Raw genomic sequence first — 14,757 nt, 5'->3', positions numbered from 1 at the left:
GGACAACGGGACATGCGGGCAGGTAGAGCGATGACCGGAGCCGCGTTGGTGGCCGCAGCGGCCGCCTTGGTCGCCGGGTGTACGGGGCCGGGATCAGGCGCGGGCGGCTCGGACGGCAAGGGCGTGGGCGGCGTCGCCACCGACTCGACGCCGAAGGAGCCGCTGGCACGGCTGAGCGTGCCGACCGCCTACGACGCGGCCAAGGGGTGGGACGAGACCCTGGCCTGGGTGCCCGGGTCCGTGTGGACGGTGCCCGTCGCGGTGGTGCCGAGGCAGGAGGCGGTCGCGCTGATGCGGGTGTCGTCCGACGGGTACACGCTGCGGGTCAGGGCGGGCGCCACCGGTGAGTTGCGCTGGACCTCCGTTCCTTGGCGGCCGCCGACGCCCGTGGAAGGTGCGCAGGGCGATCCCGAGTCCGGCGAGGCGGCCGAGATCCCCGACGTGACAGGTGTCGAGCAGGACGGCCGGGGCTACGTCGTCGCGTACGCGCACGGCATGCGGGGCAAGGACGCGCTCCACGAGGGCGCCGAGGTGGTCCGGCTGGCGGTGTACGCGGCGGACGCGTCCGGCTCCTCCGTGAAGCCGCTGCGGGAGATCGACGTACCGGTGTCGGCCGACCCCGGCGAGGTGCGGGTGCGGGCGGACGGCGGGCGGCTGCTGGTCGCCTGGGGCGAGGAGGGCATGTACCCGCAGTTGTCCCACACCGTGGATGTGGTGACCGGCGCGGTCACCCCGTACAAGGAACCCGACAAGCTTCTGCGTCAGTGCGAGGACGGGGTGGGCGGCTGCTCCGGCAACCGCGTGGTGGCGGCCTCCGCCGACGGGCCGCTGGTGGCCGCGGGAAGCGGGGGCTTCGGCGTCCCCGGCCGGTGGTTCAGCGACGACGTCCGGCCCGACGGTGTCGCCGCGAAGGCGGGCTTCCTCGGCAACTGGAACGGCGAGGTGTACGGGGTCGGGGCCGGTCGTCTCCTCGCCCAGTGGGACACGGTCGGCGAGGCCGGGGCGGATGCCCTCCCCGTCTGGTCGGTGCACGACGTGCGTACGGGCCGGCTCCAGGCCCGGATGGCGTGCGGATACGAGGAGACCAGGGGAGTGGGCAGCTCGGACGCGGAACGCGACTACTCCGTGATCACCTCGCCCTCGGGCCGCTACCTGGCAGCGGGCCCTGTCGTCTTCGACCTGGAACGGAAGAAGGGGATCTGCCTGGAGGGCGACGGTGACCGCAAGACCATCGTCCTTGCTTCGCTTCGCGACGACGGCACCGCCTACGGCCAGGTGCAGGAGGATTCGCCCGGGGGTGAACCGGTCGTCGCCCAGCTCGACCTCGCCGCCGCCGACGGCGCGCCGAAGGTCCTCGGTATGGGCGTCGAGACCCCGTTCCACACCGACGTGAGCGGCTCGGGCCTCTTCGTCACGCGCGACGACGACGAGAACGTGCGGATCTCGTTGCGCGGCGAACGCTGACGCGAGACCCGTCCGAGGACGAGGGGCCCCGCCCCCCGCCCCCCGCCCCACCCGCCCCCCGGACCTCACTTGGGGGCCGGCGCCCGCATGGCCGTCAGGGCCGACCGGATCGTCGCGATCACGTGATCCGGACGGGAGAAGACGTCCCGGGCCGTGAAGCGCAGCACCCGCCGTACCTCCGGGCAGGACTGGAGCTCGTTGAAGCGGGCGACGTCCCGTTCGTGGGCACGGCGTGTGCCGTGGAAGGCGTAGCCCTCGACCTCCACCGCGAGGCCCGCCTCGCGGAAGAGGAAGTCCGGGCGCAGAGCCCGCCCCTCCGCCGTGCGGAGCAACGGTTGCGACTCCGGGAAGAGCGCCGCGTCCCGTATGCGGAGACGGGCCACCGACTCCGCCGGGGAGCCCGAGGCCGGCTCGGTCAGGCACAGCCAGGCCCGGGCGCGGGGGCCGCCGGGCCTCGGCACGGCGAGTTCGGCGGCCAGGTCCTCGTACCGGACGAGGGGCTCGCGCCGTACGCCCCCGACCGCCCTCCGCGCCAGCGCCGAGTCCGCCGCCACGACCGCCTCCTCGCGGCTGCCGCAGCTTCGTATGAGGTCGCCGACCGTCCTCGCCGGGGTCGTCACCCGCAGCCCCCGCCGTATCGCGCAGTCCTTGTCCGTGAGGGAGGACGTGGAACGGATCCGTATCAGGGCGTCGTGCGTCGAGCGGGACGTCGCCGGTGCCGTGAAGTCCAGGAAAGCCGGGGCAACGGCCCCGCTCAGCAGCTCGATGCGGTGCAGTCGCGCCGCCGTCCCGTGGCTGCACACCAGCTCCGGGCGCAGGAGCTGGAGCGCCGTCGCACGGACGCGCCAGTCCACTTCCTTCCCCGGGACCGCCCACGCGCCCCGGCAGATCCCCTGCCAACCGTCCCGGCGCAGGCGCCGTGCCAGCCGGCCCCGGGGCCAGCCCGCCGCGACCGCCCAGACCGTGAGGAGTACCCCGCCCCTCGCGAGGATGGCCAACTCGTACATACGCCCAACGATCCCCGGAAGAGGGACAGTTCGCACCCCCTGTGGAAAACCCGGAGAAACTCGTCGTCAGGAAAGTGCAAAAGTGGCGGGACGTGGGGGTGAACGAGGAGCATCCTGGACCGGAGTACCCGACACCGCAGGGACCGTTCCGAAGTGGGCTGCCGATGACGTCGACGCCGAGTGTCCAGCTGGTCAGTGATCTCGTCACCCGGATTCCCGAATTCCGGGGCGCTTACGAGACCCATGTCTTCACGCAGGGCGACGTCCTGCCGCACGTCTTCTTCTGGGACGTCGTCCAGGGCACCGTCCGCTCCTTCCTCGGCGAGGACCCGACCGCCGCCGACTGGCGCCGCACGCTCGACTTCCTGGAAGAGCAGTGCTGTCGCGGCGTCATCGGCATCGACGAGGTCATCGTCACCTCGTTCCTCGGTGACCTGCCCTCCCCGCAGGAGCCCGGCCACGCCATCGTCCACCAGCTCGGACCCGTCCTGTCCTCGAAGTTCGTCCGCATAAGGCCCCTCGGGTGAGAGCGGCTACCGGCCCGGGATAATCGGCGGATGCCCTCGTCCCGTCGTCCCATACGTCCCCGCCGTCCCCTCAGCCCCACCCTCACCGCCCTCGGCGGCTACGCCGCCACCCGGCTCATCGGCCTCGCCGTCCTCGCGATCGCCGCCGCCGCGACCGGCAAGGACGGGCTGCACCGGCTCAAGGGCCGCTGGGACTCCGTCTGGTACGTCCGCGTCGCCGAGAACGGATACGGGTACGAGGTCACCCTGCCGAACGGCGACGTCCACTCCGACCTCGCCTTCTTCCCCCTCCTCCCCGCCCTGGAGCGGGGTCTGGCCGCAGTCCTCCCCGTCGACGCGGCGACCGCCGGACTGTTCGTCTCCTGGACGGCCGCGCTCGCCGCCGCCTGGGGCATCTACAAGTGCGGCGCCCATGTGGCCGGGGAGCGCGTGGGCGTGCTGCTCGCGATCCTCTGGGGCGTGTACCCGACCGCGTTCGTGCAGTCGATGGCGTACACGGAGACCCTGTTCACCGCCTTCGCCGCCTGGTCGCTGTACGCCGTCCTGCGCGGGCGGTGGATCCTGGCCGGCGCCCTGTGCGCCGCCGCCGGGCTCACCCGGCCGACGGCCGCCGCGCTGATCGCCGCCCTCGGGATCACGGCCCTCGTCACCCTCGTACAGGAGCGGAGGCTGCCCCTCCGGGCGGTGGCCGGGGTGCTGATCGCCCCGCTGGGATGGCTCGGATACATCGTGTACGTGGGTGTACGGGAGGGGACCCCCTCCGCCTACTTCGACGTTCAGGCCGCCTGGGGCAACTCCATCGACGGCGGCGTCGCCCTCGCCCGTTTCATCGCCGGCCTGCCTTGGCCCGCCGCCCTCGGCCTGTGCGCGGCGCTCGCGCTCCTCGGCTGGCTCGTCGCCCTCTGCGTACGCCAGAAGCAGCCGCTGCCCCTGCTCGTCTACACGATCGGCGTCGTCCTCGTCTCCCTCGTCGGCGCCGCCTACTTCGGCTCCCGGCCGCGCCTGATGATGCCCGCCTTCGGGCTGTTGCTCCCGCCCGCCGTCGCCCTCGCGCGCCTGCGCCCGCGTGCCGCCGTGCCGGTCCTCGCCGGGCTCGCGCTCGCCTCCGCCGCCTACGGGGCGTTCACCCTGCTCGGCTCGGGCCCGCCGTGATCCCGACCTTGACTCCCGGCCGCAGCCCCCACCCCTCCATCGCACCCGCCTCCGCCTCAAGGACGTGCCGGCCGCGCGGCCTGACCATGCCCAGGCGCCCCGGCCGCATCGTCACCACGGACAGGACCCGGAGCGAGCGGTCCAGATAGGCCACGTCGATCGCGAACCGCATGCCGAAGGTGTGCACGCTGTTCGTCCGCGTGATCAGCAGCGCCCCCGCGATCCCGTCCCGGCCGAGCAGCCCCCGCCGCCGCGCCCGGTACGACGCCGCCACCTCCAGAGCCACCTCCAGCTCGGAAACCGTCAGCGTCCCCGTCCCGTCTCCCCATTTCCCCATGCGCCAGACCGTAGCGGCACCGGCCTCTAGGGTCAGTCCGTGTACGTCACCCTGATCGCCGTCGCCGCCCTGTGGGGGGCCGCCGTCGGGCTGCTCGTCCCGCGCGCCGCGTACCGGCTTGCCGTGCCGGCCGAGGAGCCGTGGCGGGACCGGTGCCCCGCCGGGCACCCGCTCGCGGGGCCCGCGCGCGGCTGGCTCGGCGGGCCCGGGCGGCAGCACTGCGCGACCACCCCCAGCCCGCTCTCCGCGCCGCTGCTCACCGCCCTCGCCTGCGCCGCGCTCGCCGCGGCCACCGGCGGGCCCAGGCCCGAGCTGGCGGTCTGGCTGCTCGGCGCGCCCTTCGCCGTCCTCCTCGCCTGCGTCGACGCCCGCGTCCACCGGCTCCCCGACGGGCTCACCCTGCCGCTCGCCGCGACCGTCCCGCTGCTCCTCGGCGGCGCCGAGCTCCTGCCGTACGACGCGGGCTCCTGGCTCCACGCACTGCTCGGCGCGCTCGCCCTCGGCGGGTCCTATCTGGTGCTTTTCGTGATCAATCCGGCAGGACTCGGCTTCGGCGACGTGAAGCTGGCGCTTCCGCTGGGCGCCGCCCTCGGCTGGTACGGCTGGGGCGTCCTGTTCGCCGGGGCCTTCGCGGGCTTCCTCCTCGGTGCCGTGTACGGCCTCGGGCTCGTCCTGCTGCGCCGCGCGGACCGCTCCTCGGCGATCCCCTTCGGCCCGTTCATGCTGGTCGGAGCGCTGCTCGGGCTGCTCCTCGGGGCGTTCAGCGCGATCCCCTGAAGCGTGCGTGCGTCAACACCGCGCCGCGACGGAACTCCGCCGCCACGCCGGGGCGCAAACCCGCCACACGGCCTCACAACCCTTGTCCCGACTGGGATCCGGAAAATCCAGGGCGGTGAGTTCTGCGCACGTGGCGCGCAGCACGACTATCGAAGGGTTATGGTGGAAACCCCCCCTCGGGCCGGTCCGTATCCCCCCCACGGACCGGCCCGTTTTTTCTTTCCCGCCCCTGGGCGGGCGGGGGTCAGCCCCGGCCGGCCCAGATGTTCGTGCCGTCGGTGTCGACCGCGAACGAGTCGATCTCCTTGAGCTCCTCGTCCGTCAGCGGCGCGGCCGCGAGCGCGGCCACGTTCTCCTCCAGCTGGGCGACGCTGGACGCGCCGATCAGCGCCGAGGTCATCCGCTCGTCGCGCAGCACCCACGACAGCGCCAGCTGCGCCAGCGACTGCCCGCGCCGCTCCGCGATGTCCGCGAGACCGCGCAGGCGCCGCAGCACCTCGTCGGAGAGCAGGTTCGGGTCGAGGGACTTGCCCTGGGTGGCCCGCGAGCCCTCCGGGATGCCCTTCAGGTACTTGTTGGTGAGCAGCCCCTGCGCCAGCGGCACGAAGGAGATGCAGCCCATGCCGGCCGCCTCCAGCGTGTCGAGGAGACCGTCCTCCTCGGTCCAGCGGTTGATCATCGAGTACGAGGGCTGGTGGATCAGGGCCGGGACGCCCATCTCGCGCAGGATCCCGGCCGCCTGGGCGGTCTGCTCGCTGTTGTACGAGGAGACACCGACGTACAGCGCCTTGCCCTGCTGCACGGCGGAGGCCAGGGCCCCCATCGTCTCCTCCAGCGGGGTGTGCGGGTCGAAGCGGTGCGAGTAGAAGATGTCGACGTAGTCGAGGCCCATCCGCTTCAGGGAGGCGTCGAGCGACGACAGCAGGTACTTGCGGGAGCCCCACTCGCCGTACGGGCCGGGGTGCATCTCGTAGCCGGCCTTGGTCGAGACGATCAGCTCGTCGCGGTAGGGCGCGAAGTCCTGGGCGAAGAGCTTGCCGAAGTTCAGCTCGGCGGAGCCGGGCGGCGGCCCGTAGTTGTTCGCCAGGTCGAAGTGGGTCACGCCGAGGTCGAAGGCGCGGCGCAGGATCGCGCGCTGGTTGTCGAGCGCGCGGTCGTCGCCGAAGTTGTGCCAGAGGCCGAGCGAGATCGCCGGGAGCTTGAGGCCGCTGCGGCCCGTGCGGCGGTACTCCATGGCGTCGTAGCGGTCCGCGGAGGCGCGGTACAGGGGGGAATCAGTCACGTATCTCTGCTTATCACGGACCTGTGACAGTCCCGGGCTGGGAGCCTGTCGCCCGTGCGCAGTAGTGTGGCGGCTTGCGGACCGCCGCTGCCGGGCGGACCGCCGCTGCATGGAGAGGTAAAGAACAGTGAACCTGCGCGACCTGGTGTACGGGCTCTACGCACGCCGGGTGGAAGGCCGCCTCGACCACGCCCAGGTGCCCAAGCACATCGGGGTCATCCTCGACGGGAACCGGCGCTGGGCCAAGGCGTCCGGCGGGACCCCCGAGCAGGGGCACAAGGCGGGCGCGGACAAGATCCAGGAGCTGCTCGGCTGGTGCGCCGAGACGGACGTCGAGGTCGTCACGCTCTGGATGCTGTCCACCGACAACCTGAACCGGCCCGAGGAACAGCTCGTCCCGCTGCTCGGCATCATCGAGAACGCCGTGCGCGCGCTCGCCGCCGACGGCCGCTGGCGCGTCAACCACGTGGGCACGATGGACCTGCTGCCCGCCCGTACCCAGTCCGTGCTGAAGGAGGCCGAGCAGGCCACCCACGCCAACACGGGAATACTGGTGAACGTGGCGGTGGGCTACGGCGGCCGCCAGGAGATCGCGGACGCGGTCCGCTCGCTGCTCCTGGAGCACGCGGAGCGGGGGACGAGCTTCGAGGAGCTCGCCGAGATCGTCGACGTCGAGCACATCTCGGAGCACCTGTACACGCGCGGCCAGCCCGACCCCGACCTGGTGATCCGTACGAGCGGCGAGCAGCGCCTCTCCGGATTCATGCTGTGGCAGAGCGCCCATTCCGAGTACTACTTCTGCGAGGTCCACTGGCCGGCCTTCCGCAAGGTCGACTTCCTGCGGGCGCTCCGCGACTACGCGGCCCGGCACCGGCGCTACGGCACCTGAGCCTGCCGGTCGGACGTCGGACACACTCTGTCGGAACCGATCATCTCGTGTTCACGAACACGTCGTCATATGCCATGGCATGGCATGGCTGGTTCGAGGGCATATCCCTGGTGAAGTGAGCGGCACGGAGACCGCCACCCGGGAGGCCCCTTGCACCAGGACGACCGTGCGGGACACGTACGGGAGAAGCGGAGGGCCGTGGTTCGGCCCGCGCATCGCGGCCTGAACCCGGTCCCATTCCGTAGCGACACCGGTTCCGTCGCGCCCCGACCTCACAGGGGTCTTCAGAGGGGGTCTGTCCTTCCGTGGTGACCAGCACGAAGCGCCGCCTTAACGACCGGCGCACCTATGTTCTCGACACCAGCGTCCTGCTGGCCGACCCCAACGCGATGTCCCGGTTCGACGAGCACGAAGTGGTGCTCCCGATCGTCGTGGTCACCGAGTTGGAGGCCAAGCGGCACCATCCCGAGCTCGGCTACTTCGCCCGGCAGGCCCTGCGCCTGCTGGACGACTTCCGGGTGAAGTACGGACGCCTCGACGCCCCGCTCCCCATCGGGGAGCTCGGCGGCACCCTGCGTGTCGAACTCAACCATTCCGACCCCGGCGTACTGCCCGCCGGCTACAGGTTGGGGGACAACGACTCACGGATCCTCGCGGTCGCGCGCAACCTCCAGGCGGAGGGGTACGACGTCACGGTCGTCTCCAAGGACCTGCCGCTGCGCATCAAGGCCTCCTCGGTCGGTCTCCTCGCGGAGGAGTACCGCGCCGAGCTGGCCATCACGGACGCCAACGGCTGGACCGGGATGTCCGAGCTCGCGCTCTCCGGGGAGCAGGTCGACCTGCTCTTCGACCAGGACACGCTGTACGTGCCCGAGGCCGCCGAGCTTCCCGTCCACACGGGCCTGGTGCTCCAGTCCGAGCGCGGCAAGGCGCTCGGCCGGATCACCTCCGAGGGGAACGTCAAGCTGGTCCGCGGCGACCGGGAGGCCTTCGGGCTCCGCGGCCGCAGCGCCGAGCAGCGGATCGCGCTCGATCTGCTCCTCGACCCGGACGTCGGCATCATCTCGATGGGCGGCCGGGCCGGCACCGGCAAGTCCGCGCTCGCGCTCTGCGCGGGCCTGGAGGCGGTCCTGGAGCGCCGGCAGCACCAGAAGGTGATGGTCTTCCGCCCGCTGTACGCGGTCGGCGGCCAGGAGCTCGGCTACCTGCCGGGCAGCGAGGCGGAGAAGATGAGCCCCTGGGCTCAGGCGGTCTTCGACACGCTGTCCTCGGTCGCGAGCCGCGAGGTCATCGAGGAGGTCCTGGGGCGCGGGATGCTGGAGGTCCTGCCGCTCACCCATATCCGGGGCCGCTCCCTCCACGACGCGTTCGTCATCGTGGACGAGGCCCAGTCCCTGGAGCGGAACGTCCTGTTGACCGTTCTGTCCCGGATCGGGGCGAATTCACGGGTCGTGCTGACCCATGACGTCGCCCAGCGCGACAACCTCCGGGTCGGCCGGTACGACGGAGTCGTCGCCGTGGTCGAGAAACTGAAGGGGCATCCGCTCTTCGCCCATGTCACCCTCACCCGCTCCGAGCGCTCCCCGATCGCCGCGCTCGTGACGGAGATGCTGGAGGACGTTCAGATCTGACCGGTTTCGTACGCATTCGTACGCGTACGGCAGTTGGCGCCGCCCGGCAAAGCGCAGGAGCTTAGCCGGGCGGCGCTCTCCTGTCCGCTGCATCGTCAAAAACACCTGCGTCCGCCGAGGTGTGAGCTTTCACACGCAACACAGAATTGCCTTGCGGTGTCGCCGTCCGGCAAAGTCTTGCTTCCGTCAGGCCCCGCATACGGCACACGTGCACCTCCAGAGGCGCACACCCCATGAACAACTCAACAGCCGTCAGCCGTATGCCGCCCACAGCACCACGGGCCCGTGTCTTCAGTGACCCAGAACGTCGGAGACCAGCGCCAGGGGCACGATTTCGCCCGCGTGGTCACCTATGCGGGCGATGCTGGAAGGAAACCGTGTGAGCCGGATCTCGGTCCGGGGATTCGCGGTGGCTTCGGCCACTGCGGTCACCACCGTCGGCGCCGTCGTCGGCGTTGCCTCGGGCAACGCCGTGCAGGCTTCGGATGACAACTTCGAGGCCACCGCGGCCGATACCACGCTGCTCGCGGACATCCCCGCGGGCGAGCAGGCCCAGATTCAGGTCTCCTCGCTCTCGGAGCAGGCCGACGTCCAGGCCGCTGCCGCCGACGCCGCCGTGAGGAAGTCCGCGGAGGAGAACGCCCGGCTCCGTGCCGCCCAGGACGCCGAGGCCAAGAAGGAGGCCGCCGACAAGGCCGCCGCCGAGGCCAAGGCCGAGGAGGAGCGCAAGGAGCGGGAGAAGGAAGAGGCCGAGCGCGCCAGCCGTTCCTCCGTCCGCGACGCCTCCAGCTTCTCCGCGAAGGGGTCGTACTCCGTCGCCGAGGTCAAGGCGATGGCCCGCCAGATGGTCCCGGCCTCGCAGTTCCAGTGCTTCAGCAACATCGTGAACCACGAGTCCACCTGGAACTACCTCGCGGTCAACCAGTCTTCGGGCGCCTACGGCCTCGTGCAGGCCCTGCCGGGCAGCAAGATGTCCTCGGCCGGCGCCGACTGGCAGACCAACCCCGCCACCCAGATCAAGTGGGGCCTCAGCTACATGGACAGCCGCTACGGCGGCCCTTGTGGCGCCTGGTCGTTCTGGCAGGCCAACCGCTGGTACTAGTACCGGCGTGCTCAACCTCCGGGAGCCCCTCACCGTCCTACGGTGGGGGGCTCTTGCGTGCGGGCGTGTAGGTTGCGAAGGCCCACGAGCTTCCGGGGGAGCGGGGTGGGCCGAAGAACGAGCGGGGGGAAGAGGAAAGCGATGTCGAGACTGCCGGGATGGCTGGGACGGCTTGGCGCGGGCCTGAGCCGTATGGGCGAACGCCTGGACGAGCGCAGGGTCGAGGCGGAACGAGAAGATCCGGACAGCGTTCCGTACGAGGACGTGACCGGCCCCGTGCCCGCCCCCGCTCCGGAGCGGCCCGCCCCGTCGGACATCGACACCGCCCCGCCCCTTCCGGCGGACGCGCCGACCGCCACGGACGCCTTGGACGCCGCGGTCGCCACGGCCGAGGAGGCCCCGGACGGAGCAGGCCGCTCCGTCCCCGCCCCTCCTTCGTACGCCCCCGCCGTCGCCGCCCGCCCCGACCCCGTCGCCGCGATCCCCTGGGGCATGCGCGTCGCGGCGGAGGCGAGTTGGCGGCTCCTCGTCTTCGCGGGCACGCTCTGGGTGCTGATGAAGGTGATCAGCTCCGTCCAGCTCGTCGTCCTCGCCTTCGTCGCCGCGCTGCTCGTCACCGCCCTGCTCCAGCCCACCGTCGCCCGGCTCCGCACCATGGGCATGCCGCGCGGTGTCGCCACCGCCGTCACCGCCGTCTCCGGCTTCGTCGTGATGGGCCTGGTCGGCTGGTTCGTGGTCTGGCAGGTCATGGACAACATCGACAACCTGTCCGACCAGGTCAAGGACGGTATCGAGGAGCTCAAGCTCGCGCTGCTCAACAGCCCCTTCCATGTGACCGAGCAGCAGATCAACGGGATCGCCAAGAACCTCAGTGACTCCGTCGGCGCCAACGCCGAACAGATCACCCAGGTCGGACTCCAGGGCGTCACGGTCGTCGTCGAGGCGCTCACCGGCATCCTGCTCGCCATGTTCTCGACGCTCTTCCTGCTCTACGACGGGAAGAAGGTCTGGGAGTGGACGCTCAAGCTCGTCCCCGCCCAGGCCCGGCCCGGCGTCGCCGGCGCGGGGCCGCGCGCCTGGCGCACCCTCACCGCCTATGTGCGCGGCACGGTGCTCGTCGCCCTGATCGACGCGGTCTTCATCGGCCTCGGCCTCTACTTCCTCGACGTGCCGATGGCCGTGCCGCTCGCCGTCTTCATCTTCCTGTTCGCCTTCATCCCGCTGGTCGGCGCGGTGATCTCCGGTGCCCTCGCGGTCGTCGTCGCCCTCGTCACCAACGGCCTGTTCACCGCGCTCATGGTGCTCGTCGTCGTCCTCGCCGTGCAGCAGATCGAGGGCCATGTGCTCCAGCCGTTCATCCTCGGCCGCGCGGTACGGGTCCACCCGCTGGCCGTCGTCCTCGCGGTCGCGGCCGGCGGTCTGACCGCGGGCATCGGCGGCGCCGTGGTCGCGGTCCCGCTGGTGGCCGTGTCGAACACGGTCGTCGGCTACCTGCGCGCGTACAGCACCGAACAGGCCCTGCGCAGCACACCGGAACCGCGCGGCGCGACCGCGTTCGAAGTGGCCCCGACCCCGGCACCGGGTGCGGTGGCCGTCAAGGGGGAGAGCAGCACGTGATATCCGAGCCGGAACTGGACGGCGGCGACGCCTTCGTCACCTCCGAGGTCCTCACCGAGACCCCGCCGCCCGGCCCGCCCGGCGCCCGCCGCCCCTGGCTGTGGGCGCTCGGCGGCGCGGTGCTGGCGTCGGCGGTGTGGGGCGGCGGGCTCTACACGTACGAACAGCGGAAGGCCGCGGGCCCGGACCTGGGCGGGTACAAGGCCGTGGAGAACGTCTGTGAGAGGGCGGAGTTCAAGGCGCTCGCGGGGATCCTCGGCAAGCGGAGCGTGGACGGCACGGGGCCCGGGATGGACGACCCGGCCTTGTACGATGCGTTCTGCCCGATCTCCTTCGGCCCGCCGGAGTCCGGGCACAGCGTCTCCCTCAGGTACACCCTGCACAAGGTGACGGACCCGGAGCCCGAGTTCGCGTCGCGGGCGAAGTACTACGAACTCACCACACCGATCGACGGCATCGGGGAGAAGGCTTTCTTCGCCGACCGCGGCGGCGAGGGCGGGGAGCTCAGGGTGCTCGACGGGCAGGTCGAGATCGAGCTGAGCGTCTACCAGCAGTACGAGACCGATGAGCAGGGGAACCCCGTCGGGGAGTCCAAGCCGATCGACCTCTCCGGAATCGAGGTCCCGATGACGCAGGACCTGCTGGCCCTCATGGCCGCGCTCAAGAAGTAGCCGGACGGTACCGACGGAAGGGCCCCGGGGCGTGAAGCCCCGGGGCCCTCCTCGTACGACGGTCATGCCGTGTCAGGCGAGGACCGCTTCCGCGTCCAGCGTGACGCCGACGGCCTGGATCACCGCGGCGATCTTCACGGCCTCCTGGATCGTCTCGCGGTCGACACCGGCCTCGCGCAGGACCTGCTCGTGCGAGTCCAGGCACTGGCCGCAGCCGTTGATCGCGGAGACGGCCAGCGACCACAGCTCGAAGTCGACCTTCTCGACGCCCGGCTTGCCGATGACGTTCATCCGCAGTCCGGCGCGCATCGTCCCGTACTCGGGGTCCGACAGCAGGTGCCGGGTCCGGTAGAAGACGTTGTTCATCGCCATGATCGCGGCGGCGGACTTGGCCGCCTGGTACGCCTCGGGCTTCAGGTTGGCCTGGGCCTCGGGCTCCAGCTCCTTGAGGACGATCGGCGAGCGCGAGGCGATCGCGCAGGCCAGGACCGTGCCCCAGAGCTGCTGCTGCGGGAGCTCGCTGTTGCCGATGACCGAACCGAGGTTCAGCTTCAGGTCCTTGGCGAAGTCCGGTATGGCGGCCTTGAGTTCGTCGAGAGCCATCTCAGATCACTCGCCCGAGAGCAACGCGGCCGCGTCGAGGGTGCCCTCGCCCTTGTTCCAGTTGCACGGGCACAGCTCGTCGGTCTGCAGGGCGTCGAGCACCCGCAGGACCTCCTTGGGGTTACGGCCGACGGAGCCGGCGGTCACCATGGTGAACTGGATCTCGTTGTTCGGGTCCACGATGAAGACGGCGCGCTGGGCGAAGCCGTCTTCGCCGCGGACGCCGCAGTCGCTCATGAGCTCGTGCTTCGAGTCGGCGAGCATCGGGAAGGGCAGGTCACGCAGGTCGGCGTGGTCCTTGCGCCAGGCGTGGTGCACGAACTCCGAGTCGCCGGAGACGCCGAGGATCTGGGCGTCGCGGTCCGCGAACTCGTCGTTCAGCTTGCCGAACGCGGCGATCTCGGTGGGGCAGACGAAGGTGAAGTCCTTCGGCCAGAAGAACACCACGCGCCACTTGCCCTCGTAGGCCTTGTGGTCGATCTGCTCGAACTCCTTGCCGCTCTCCAGCGACACGCAGGCGGTCAGGTCGTAGGTGGGGAACTTGTCACCGACAGTGAGCACGCGCTCTCCTTGCGAAACAGGAAGGGTCCCTTTTGGGGTCTTCCGGTGGGGGTTGGACGTGTTCACAGCATGGCACGGAGTGCATTGATCAGTGAAATAGCTAGAGTGGGTCGTGTTGATCGAAGGTGGTTATCAGTGGCGTCCCCGTACACCCCGCCCTACAGCCCGCACCGAGGCAAGCAGCCGAGCCTTTCGCAGCTCAGAGCCTTCGCCGCGGTCGCCGAGCATCTGCACTTCCGCGATGCGGCGGCGGCCATCGGCATGAGCCAGCCCGCGCTCTCGGGCGCGGTTTCGGCTCTCGAAGAGGCGCTCGGTGTCCAGCTCCTTGAGCGTACGACGCGGAAGGTGCTGCTCTCGCCCGCGGGCGAGCGGCTCGCGGTGCGCGCGCGGGCCGTCCTCGACGCGGTCGCCGAGCTGATGGAGGAGGCGGAGGCGGCCCGGGCGCCGTTCACCGGGGTGCTGCGGCTCGGGGTGATCCCGACCGTCGCGCCGTACCTGCTGCCCACCGTCCTGCGGCTCGTCCACCGGCGCTACCCGGACCTCGACCTCCAGGTCCACGAGGAGCAGACCTCCTCCCTCCTGGAGGGCCTCGCGGCCGGGCGGCTCGACCTGCTCCTGCTCGCCGTGCCGCTGGGCGTGCCCGGCGTCACCGAACTGCCGCTCTTCGACGAGGACTTCGTGCTCGTCACCCCGCAGGGGCATCCGCTGGCCGGGCGGGACGACATCCCGCGCGAGGCCCTCAAGGAGCTGCGGCTGCTGCTCCTGGACGAGGGGCACTGCCTGCGGGACCAGGCCCTCGACATCTGCCGCGAGGCCGGCCGCACCGGCGGCGCCGAGGTCACCACCACCGCCGCGGGGCTCTCCACCCTGGTCCAGCTGGTGGCCGGCGGCCTCGGGGTGACCCTGCTGCCGCGCACCGCCGTGACCGTCGAGACAGCCCGTAACAGCGCCCTGTGGACGGGGCTGTTCACGGAACCGGCGCCCTCGCGGCGGATCGCCCTCGCCATGCGGACGGGCGCGGCCCGGCACGCCGAGTTCGAGGAGCTGGCGGAGGAGCTGCGGGGCGCGATGAAGGGGCTGCCGGTACGGGTGGTGGGCGCGGGTTCCTGACGTCGGTACGCCGGTGGGCGCGGGTTC

At 71.3% G+C, this 14,757-nt stretch carries 15 protein-coding genes; 10 read left to right on the top strand and 5 right to left on the bottom strand.

Translation table 11 applies throughout. The annotated features are described in order from the left end of the window. The first annotated feature begins 12 nt into the window (after positions 1-12). A complete protein-coding gene (locus OG357_RS13725) occupies positions 13-1,464 on the top strand; it encodes a hypothetical protein (protein ID WP_329621413.1) in 1,452 nt (483 codons plus the stop codon). 65 nt (positions 1,465-1,529) lie between these two features. On the opposite strand, the gene OG357_RS13720 is transcribed toward OG357_RS13725, so the two are convergent. Continuing rightward, a complete protein-coding gene (locus tag OG357_RS13720; RefSeq protein ID WP_329621412.1) occupies positions 1,530-2,471 on the bottom strand; it encodes an endonuclease domain-containing protein in 942 nt (313 codons plus the stop codon). Between the two features lie 164 nt (positions 2,472-2,635). On the opposite strand from OG357_RS13720, the gene OG357_RS13715 reads away from it, so the two are divergent. Together OG357_RS13715 and OG357_RS13710 are read left to right on the top strand one after the other, a co-directional pair. Beyond that, positions 2,636-2,998, top strand: a complete 363-nt coding sequence (locus OG357_RS13715; protein ID WP_329621411.1) for a hypothetical protein — start codon at positions 2,636-2,638, stop codon at positions 2,996-2,998. Between the two features lie 30 nt (positions 2,999-3,028). Further along, positions 3,029-4,150, top strand: a complete 1,122-nt coding sequence (locus tag OG357_RS13710) for a hypothetical protein (protein ID WP_329621410.1) — start codon at positions 3,029-3,031, stop codon at positions 4,148-4,150. Here OG357_RS13710 and OG357_RS13705 read toward each other — a convergent pair. Continuing rightward, on the bottom strand, positions 4,122-4,487 hold the full coding sequence (locus tag OG357_RS13705) for a DUF192 domain-containing protein (protein WP_329621409.1): 366 nt from the start codon (positions 4,485-4,487) through the stop codon (positions 4,122-4,124). The two genes, OG357_RS13710 and OG357_RS13705, sit on opposite strands and share 29 nt — an antisense overlap. A 39-nt stretch (positions 4,488-4,526) precedes the next feature. On the opposite strand from OG357_RS13705, the gene OG357_RS13700 reads away from it, so the two are divergent. Beyond that, positions 4,527-5,264: an A24 family peptidase gene (locus OG357_RS13700; protein ID WP_329621408.1), complete on the top strand. Its 738-nt coding sequence runs from the start codon at positions 4,527-4,529 to the stop codon at positions 5,262-5,264. A 244-nt stretch (positions 5,265-5,508) separates the two neighbouring features. Here OG357_RS13700 and mgrA read toward each other — a convergent pair whose 3' ends face one another. Beyond that, complete coding sequence (gene mgrA, locus OG357_RS13695; protein ID WP_329621407.1) at positions 5,509-6,546, bottom strand: L-glyceraldehyde 3-phosphate reductase; 1,038 nt, start codon at positions 6,544-6,546, stop codon at positions 5,509-5,511. Positions 6,547-6,673: 127 nt separating this feature from the next. Here mgrA and OG357_RS13690 point away from each other — a divergent pair, with 127 nt between their 5' ends. The 5 genes from OG357_RS13690 (at position 6,674) to OG357_RS13670 (ending at position 12,456) form a co-directional block, all read left to right on the top strand. After that, a complete protein-coding gene (locus OG357_RS13690) occupies positions 6,674-7,435 on the top strand; it encodes an isoprenyl transferase (RefSeq protein WP_329621406.1) in 762 nt (253 codons plus the stop codon). 305 nt (positions 7,436-7,740) lie between these two features. Beyond that, positions 7,741-9,066, top strand: a complete 1,326-nt coding sequence (locus tag OG357_RS13685; protein WP_329621405.1) for a PhoH family protein — start codon at positions 7,741-7,743, stop codon at positions 9,064-9,066. 379 nt (positions 9,067-9,445) lie between these two features. Further along, positions 9,446-10,168, top strand: a complete 723-nt coding sequence (locus tag OG357_RS13680; protein ID WP_329621404.1) for a transglycosylase SLT domain-containing protein — start codon at positions 9,446-9,448, stop codon at positions 10,166-10,168. Between the two features lie 141 nt (positions 10,169-10,309). Continuing rightward, positions 10,310-11,785, top strand: coding sequence for an AI-2E family transporter (locus tag OG357_RS13675; protein WP_329621403.1), 1,476 nt, complete (start codon positions 10,310-10,312; stop codon positions 11,783-11,785). Next, positions 11,782-12,456, top strand: coding sequence for a hypothetical protein (locus tag OG357_RS13670; protein ID WP_329621402.1), 675 nt, complete (start codon positions 11,782-11,784; stop codon positions 12,454-12,456). The genes OG357_RS13675 and OG357_RS13670 overlap by 4 nt, the downstream gene beginning before the upstream one ends. A 72-nt stretch (positions 12,457-12,528) precedes the next feature. Here the strand turns inward: OG357_RS13670 and OG357_RS13665 are convergent, their stop codons facing one another. Then, positions 12,529-13,059: an alkyl hydroperoxide reductase gene (locus OG357_RS13665; protein ID WP_317598739.1), complete on the bottom strand. Its 531-nt coding sequence runs from the start codon at positions 13,057-13,059 to the stop codon at positions 12,529-12,531. 6 nt (positions 13,060-13,065) lie between these two features. Continuing rightward, positions 13,066-13,620: a peroxiredoxin gene (locus OG357_RS13660; RefSeq protein ID WP_024758658.1), complete on the bottom strand. Its 555-nt coding sequence runs from the start codon at positions 13,618-13,620 to the stop codon at positions 13,066-13,068. 135 nt (positions 13,621-13,755) lie between these two features. Between OG357_RS13660 and OG357_RS13655 the strand changes: the two genes are divergently transcribed. Next, entirely contained in the window at positions 13,756-14,730 is a 975-nt protein-coding gene (locus tag OG357_RS13655; protein ID WP_329621401.1) for a hydrogen peroxide-inducible genes activator, read from the top strand. The last annotated feature ends 27 nt before the right edge of the window (positions 14,731-14,757 follow it).

Origin of the sequence: Streptomyces sp. NBC_01255 (genome assembly GCF_036226445.1) — a bacterium.
Taxonomy (GTDB): Bacteria; Actinomycetota; Actinomycetes; order Streptomycetales; family Streptomycetaceae; genus Streptomyces.
This window is presented reverse-complemented; position numbering and strand designations above follow the sequence as displayed.

Bases quoted from the DNA above. Each gene is read 5' to 3' on its own strand.
- OG357_RS13725 (WP_329621413.1), top strand. From the start codon at position 13: ATGCGGGCAGGTAGAGCGATGACCGGAGCCGCGTTGGTGGCCGCAGCG.
- OG357_RS13720 (WP_329621412.1), bottom strand. From the start codon at position 2,471: ATGTACGAGTTGGCCATCCTCGCGAGGGGCGGGGTACTCCTCACGGTC.
- OG357_RS13715 (WP_329621411.1), top strand. From the start codon at position 2,636: ATGACGTCGACGCCGAGTGTCCAGCTGGTCAGTGATCTCGTCACCCGG.
- OG357_RS13710 (WP_329621410.1), top strand. From the start codon at position 3,029: ATGCCCTCGTCCCGTCGTCCCATACGTCCCCGCCGTCCCCTCAGCCCC.
- OG357_RS13705 (WP_329621409.1), bottom strand. From the start codon at position 4,487: ATGGGGAAATGGGGAGACGGGACGGGGACGCTGACGGTTTCCGAGCTG.
- OG357_RS13675 (WP_329621403.1), top strand. From the start codon at position 10,310: ATGTCGAGACTGCCGGGATGGCTGGGACGGCTTGGCGCGGGCCTGAGC.
- OG357_RS13665 (WP_317598739.1), bottom strand. From the start codon at position 13,059: ATGGCTCTCGACGAACTCAAGGCCGCCATACCGGACTTCGCCAAGGAC.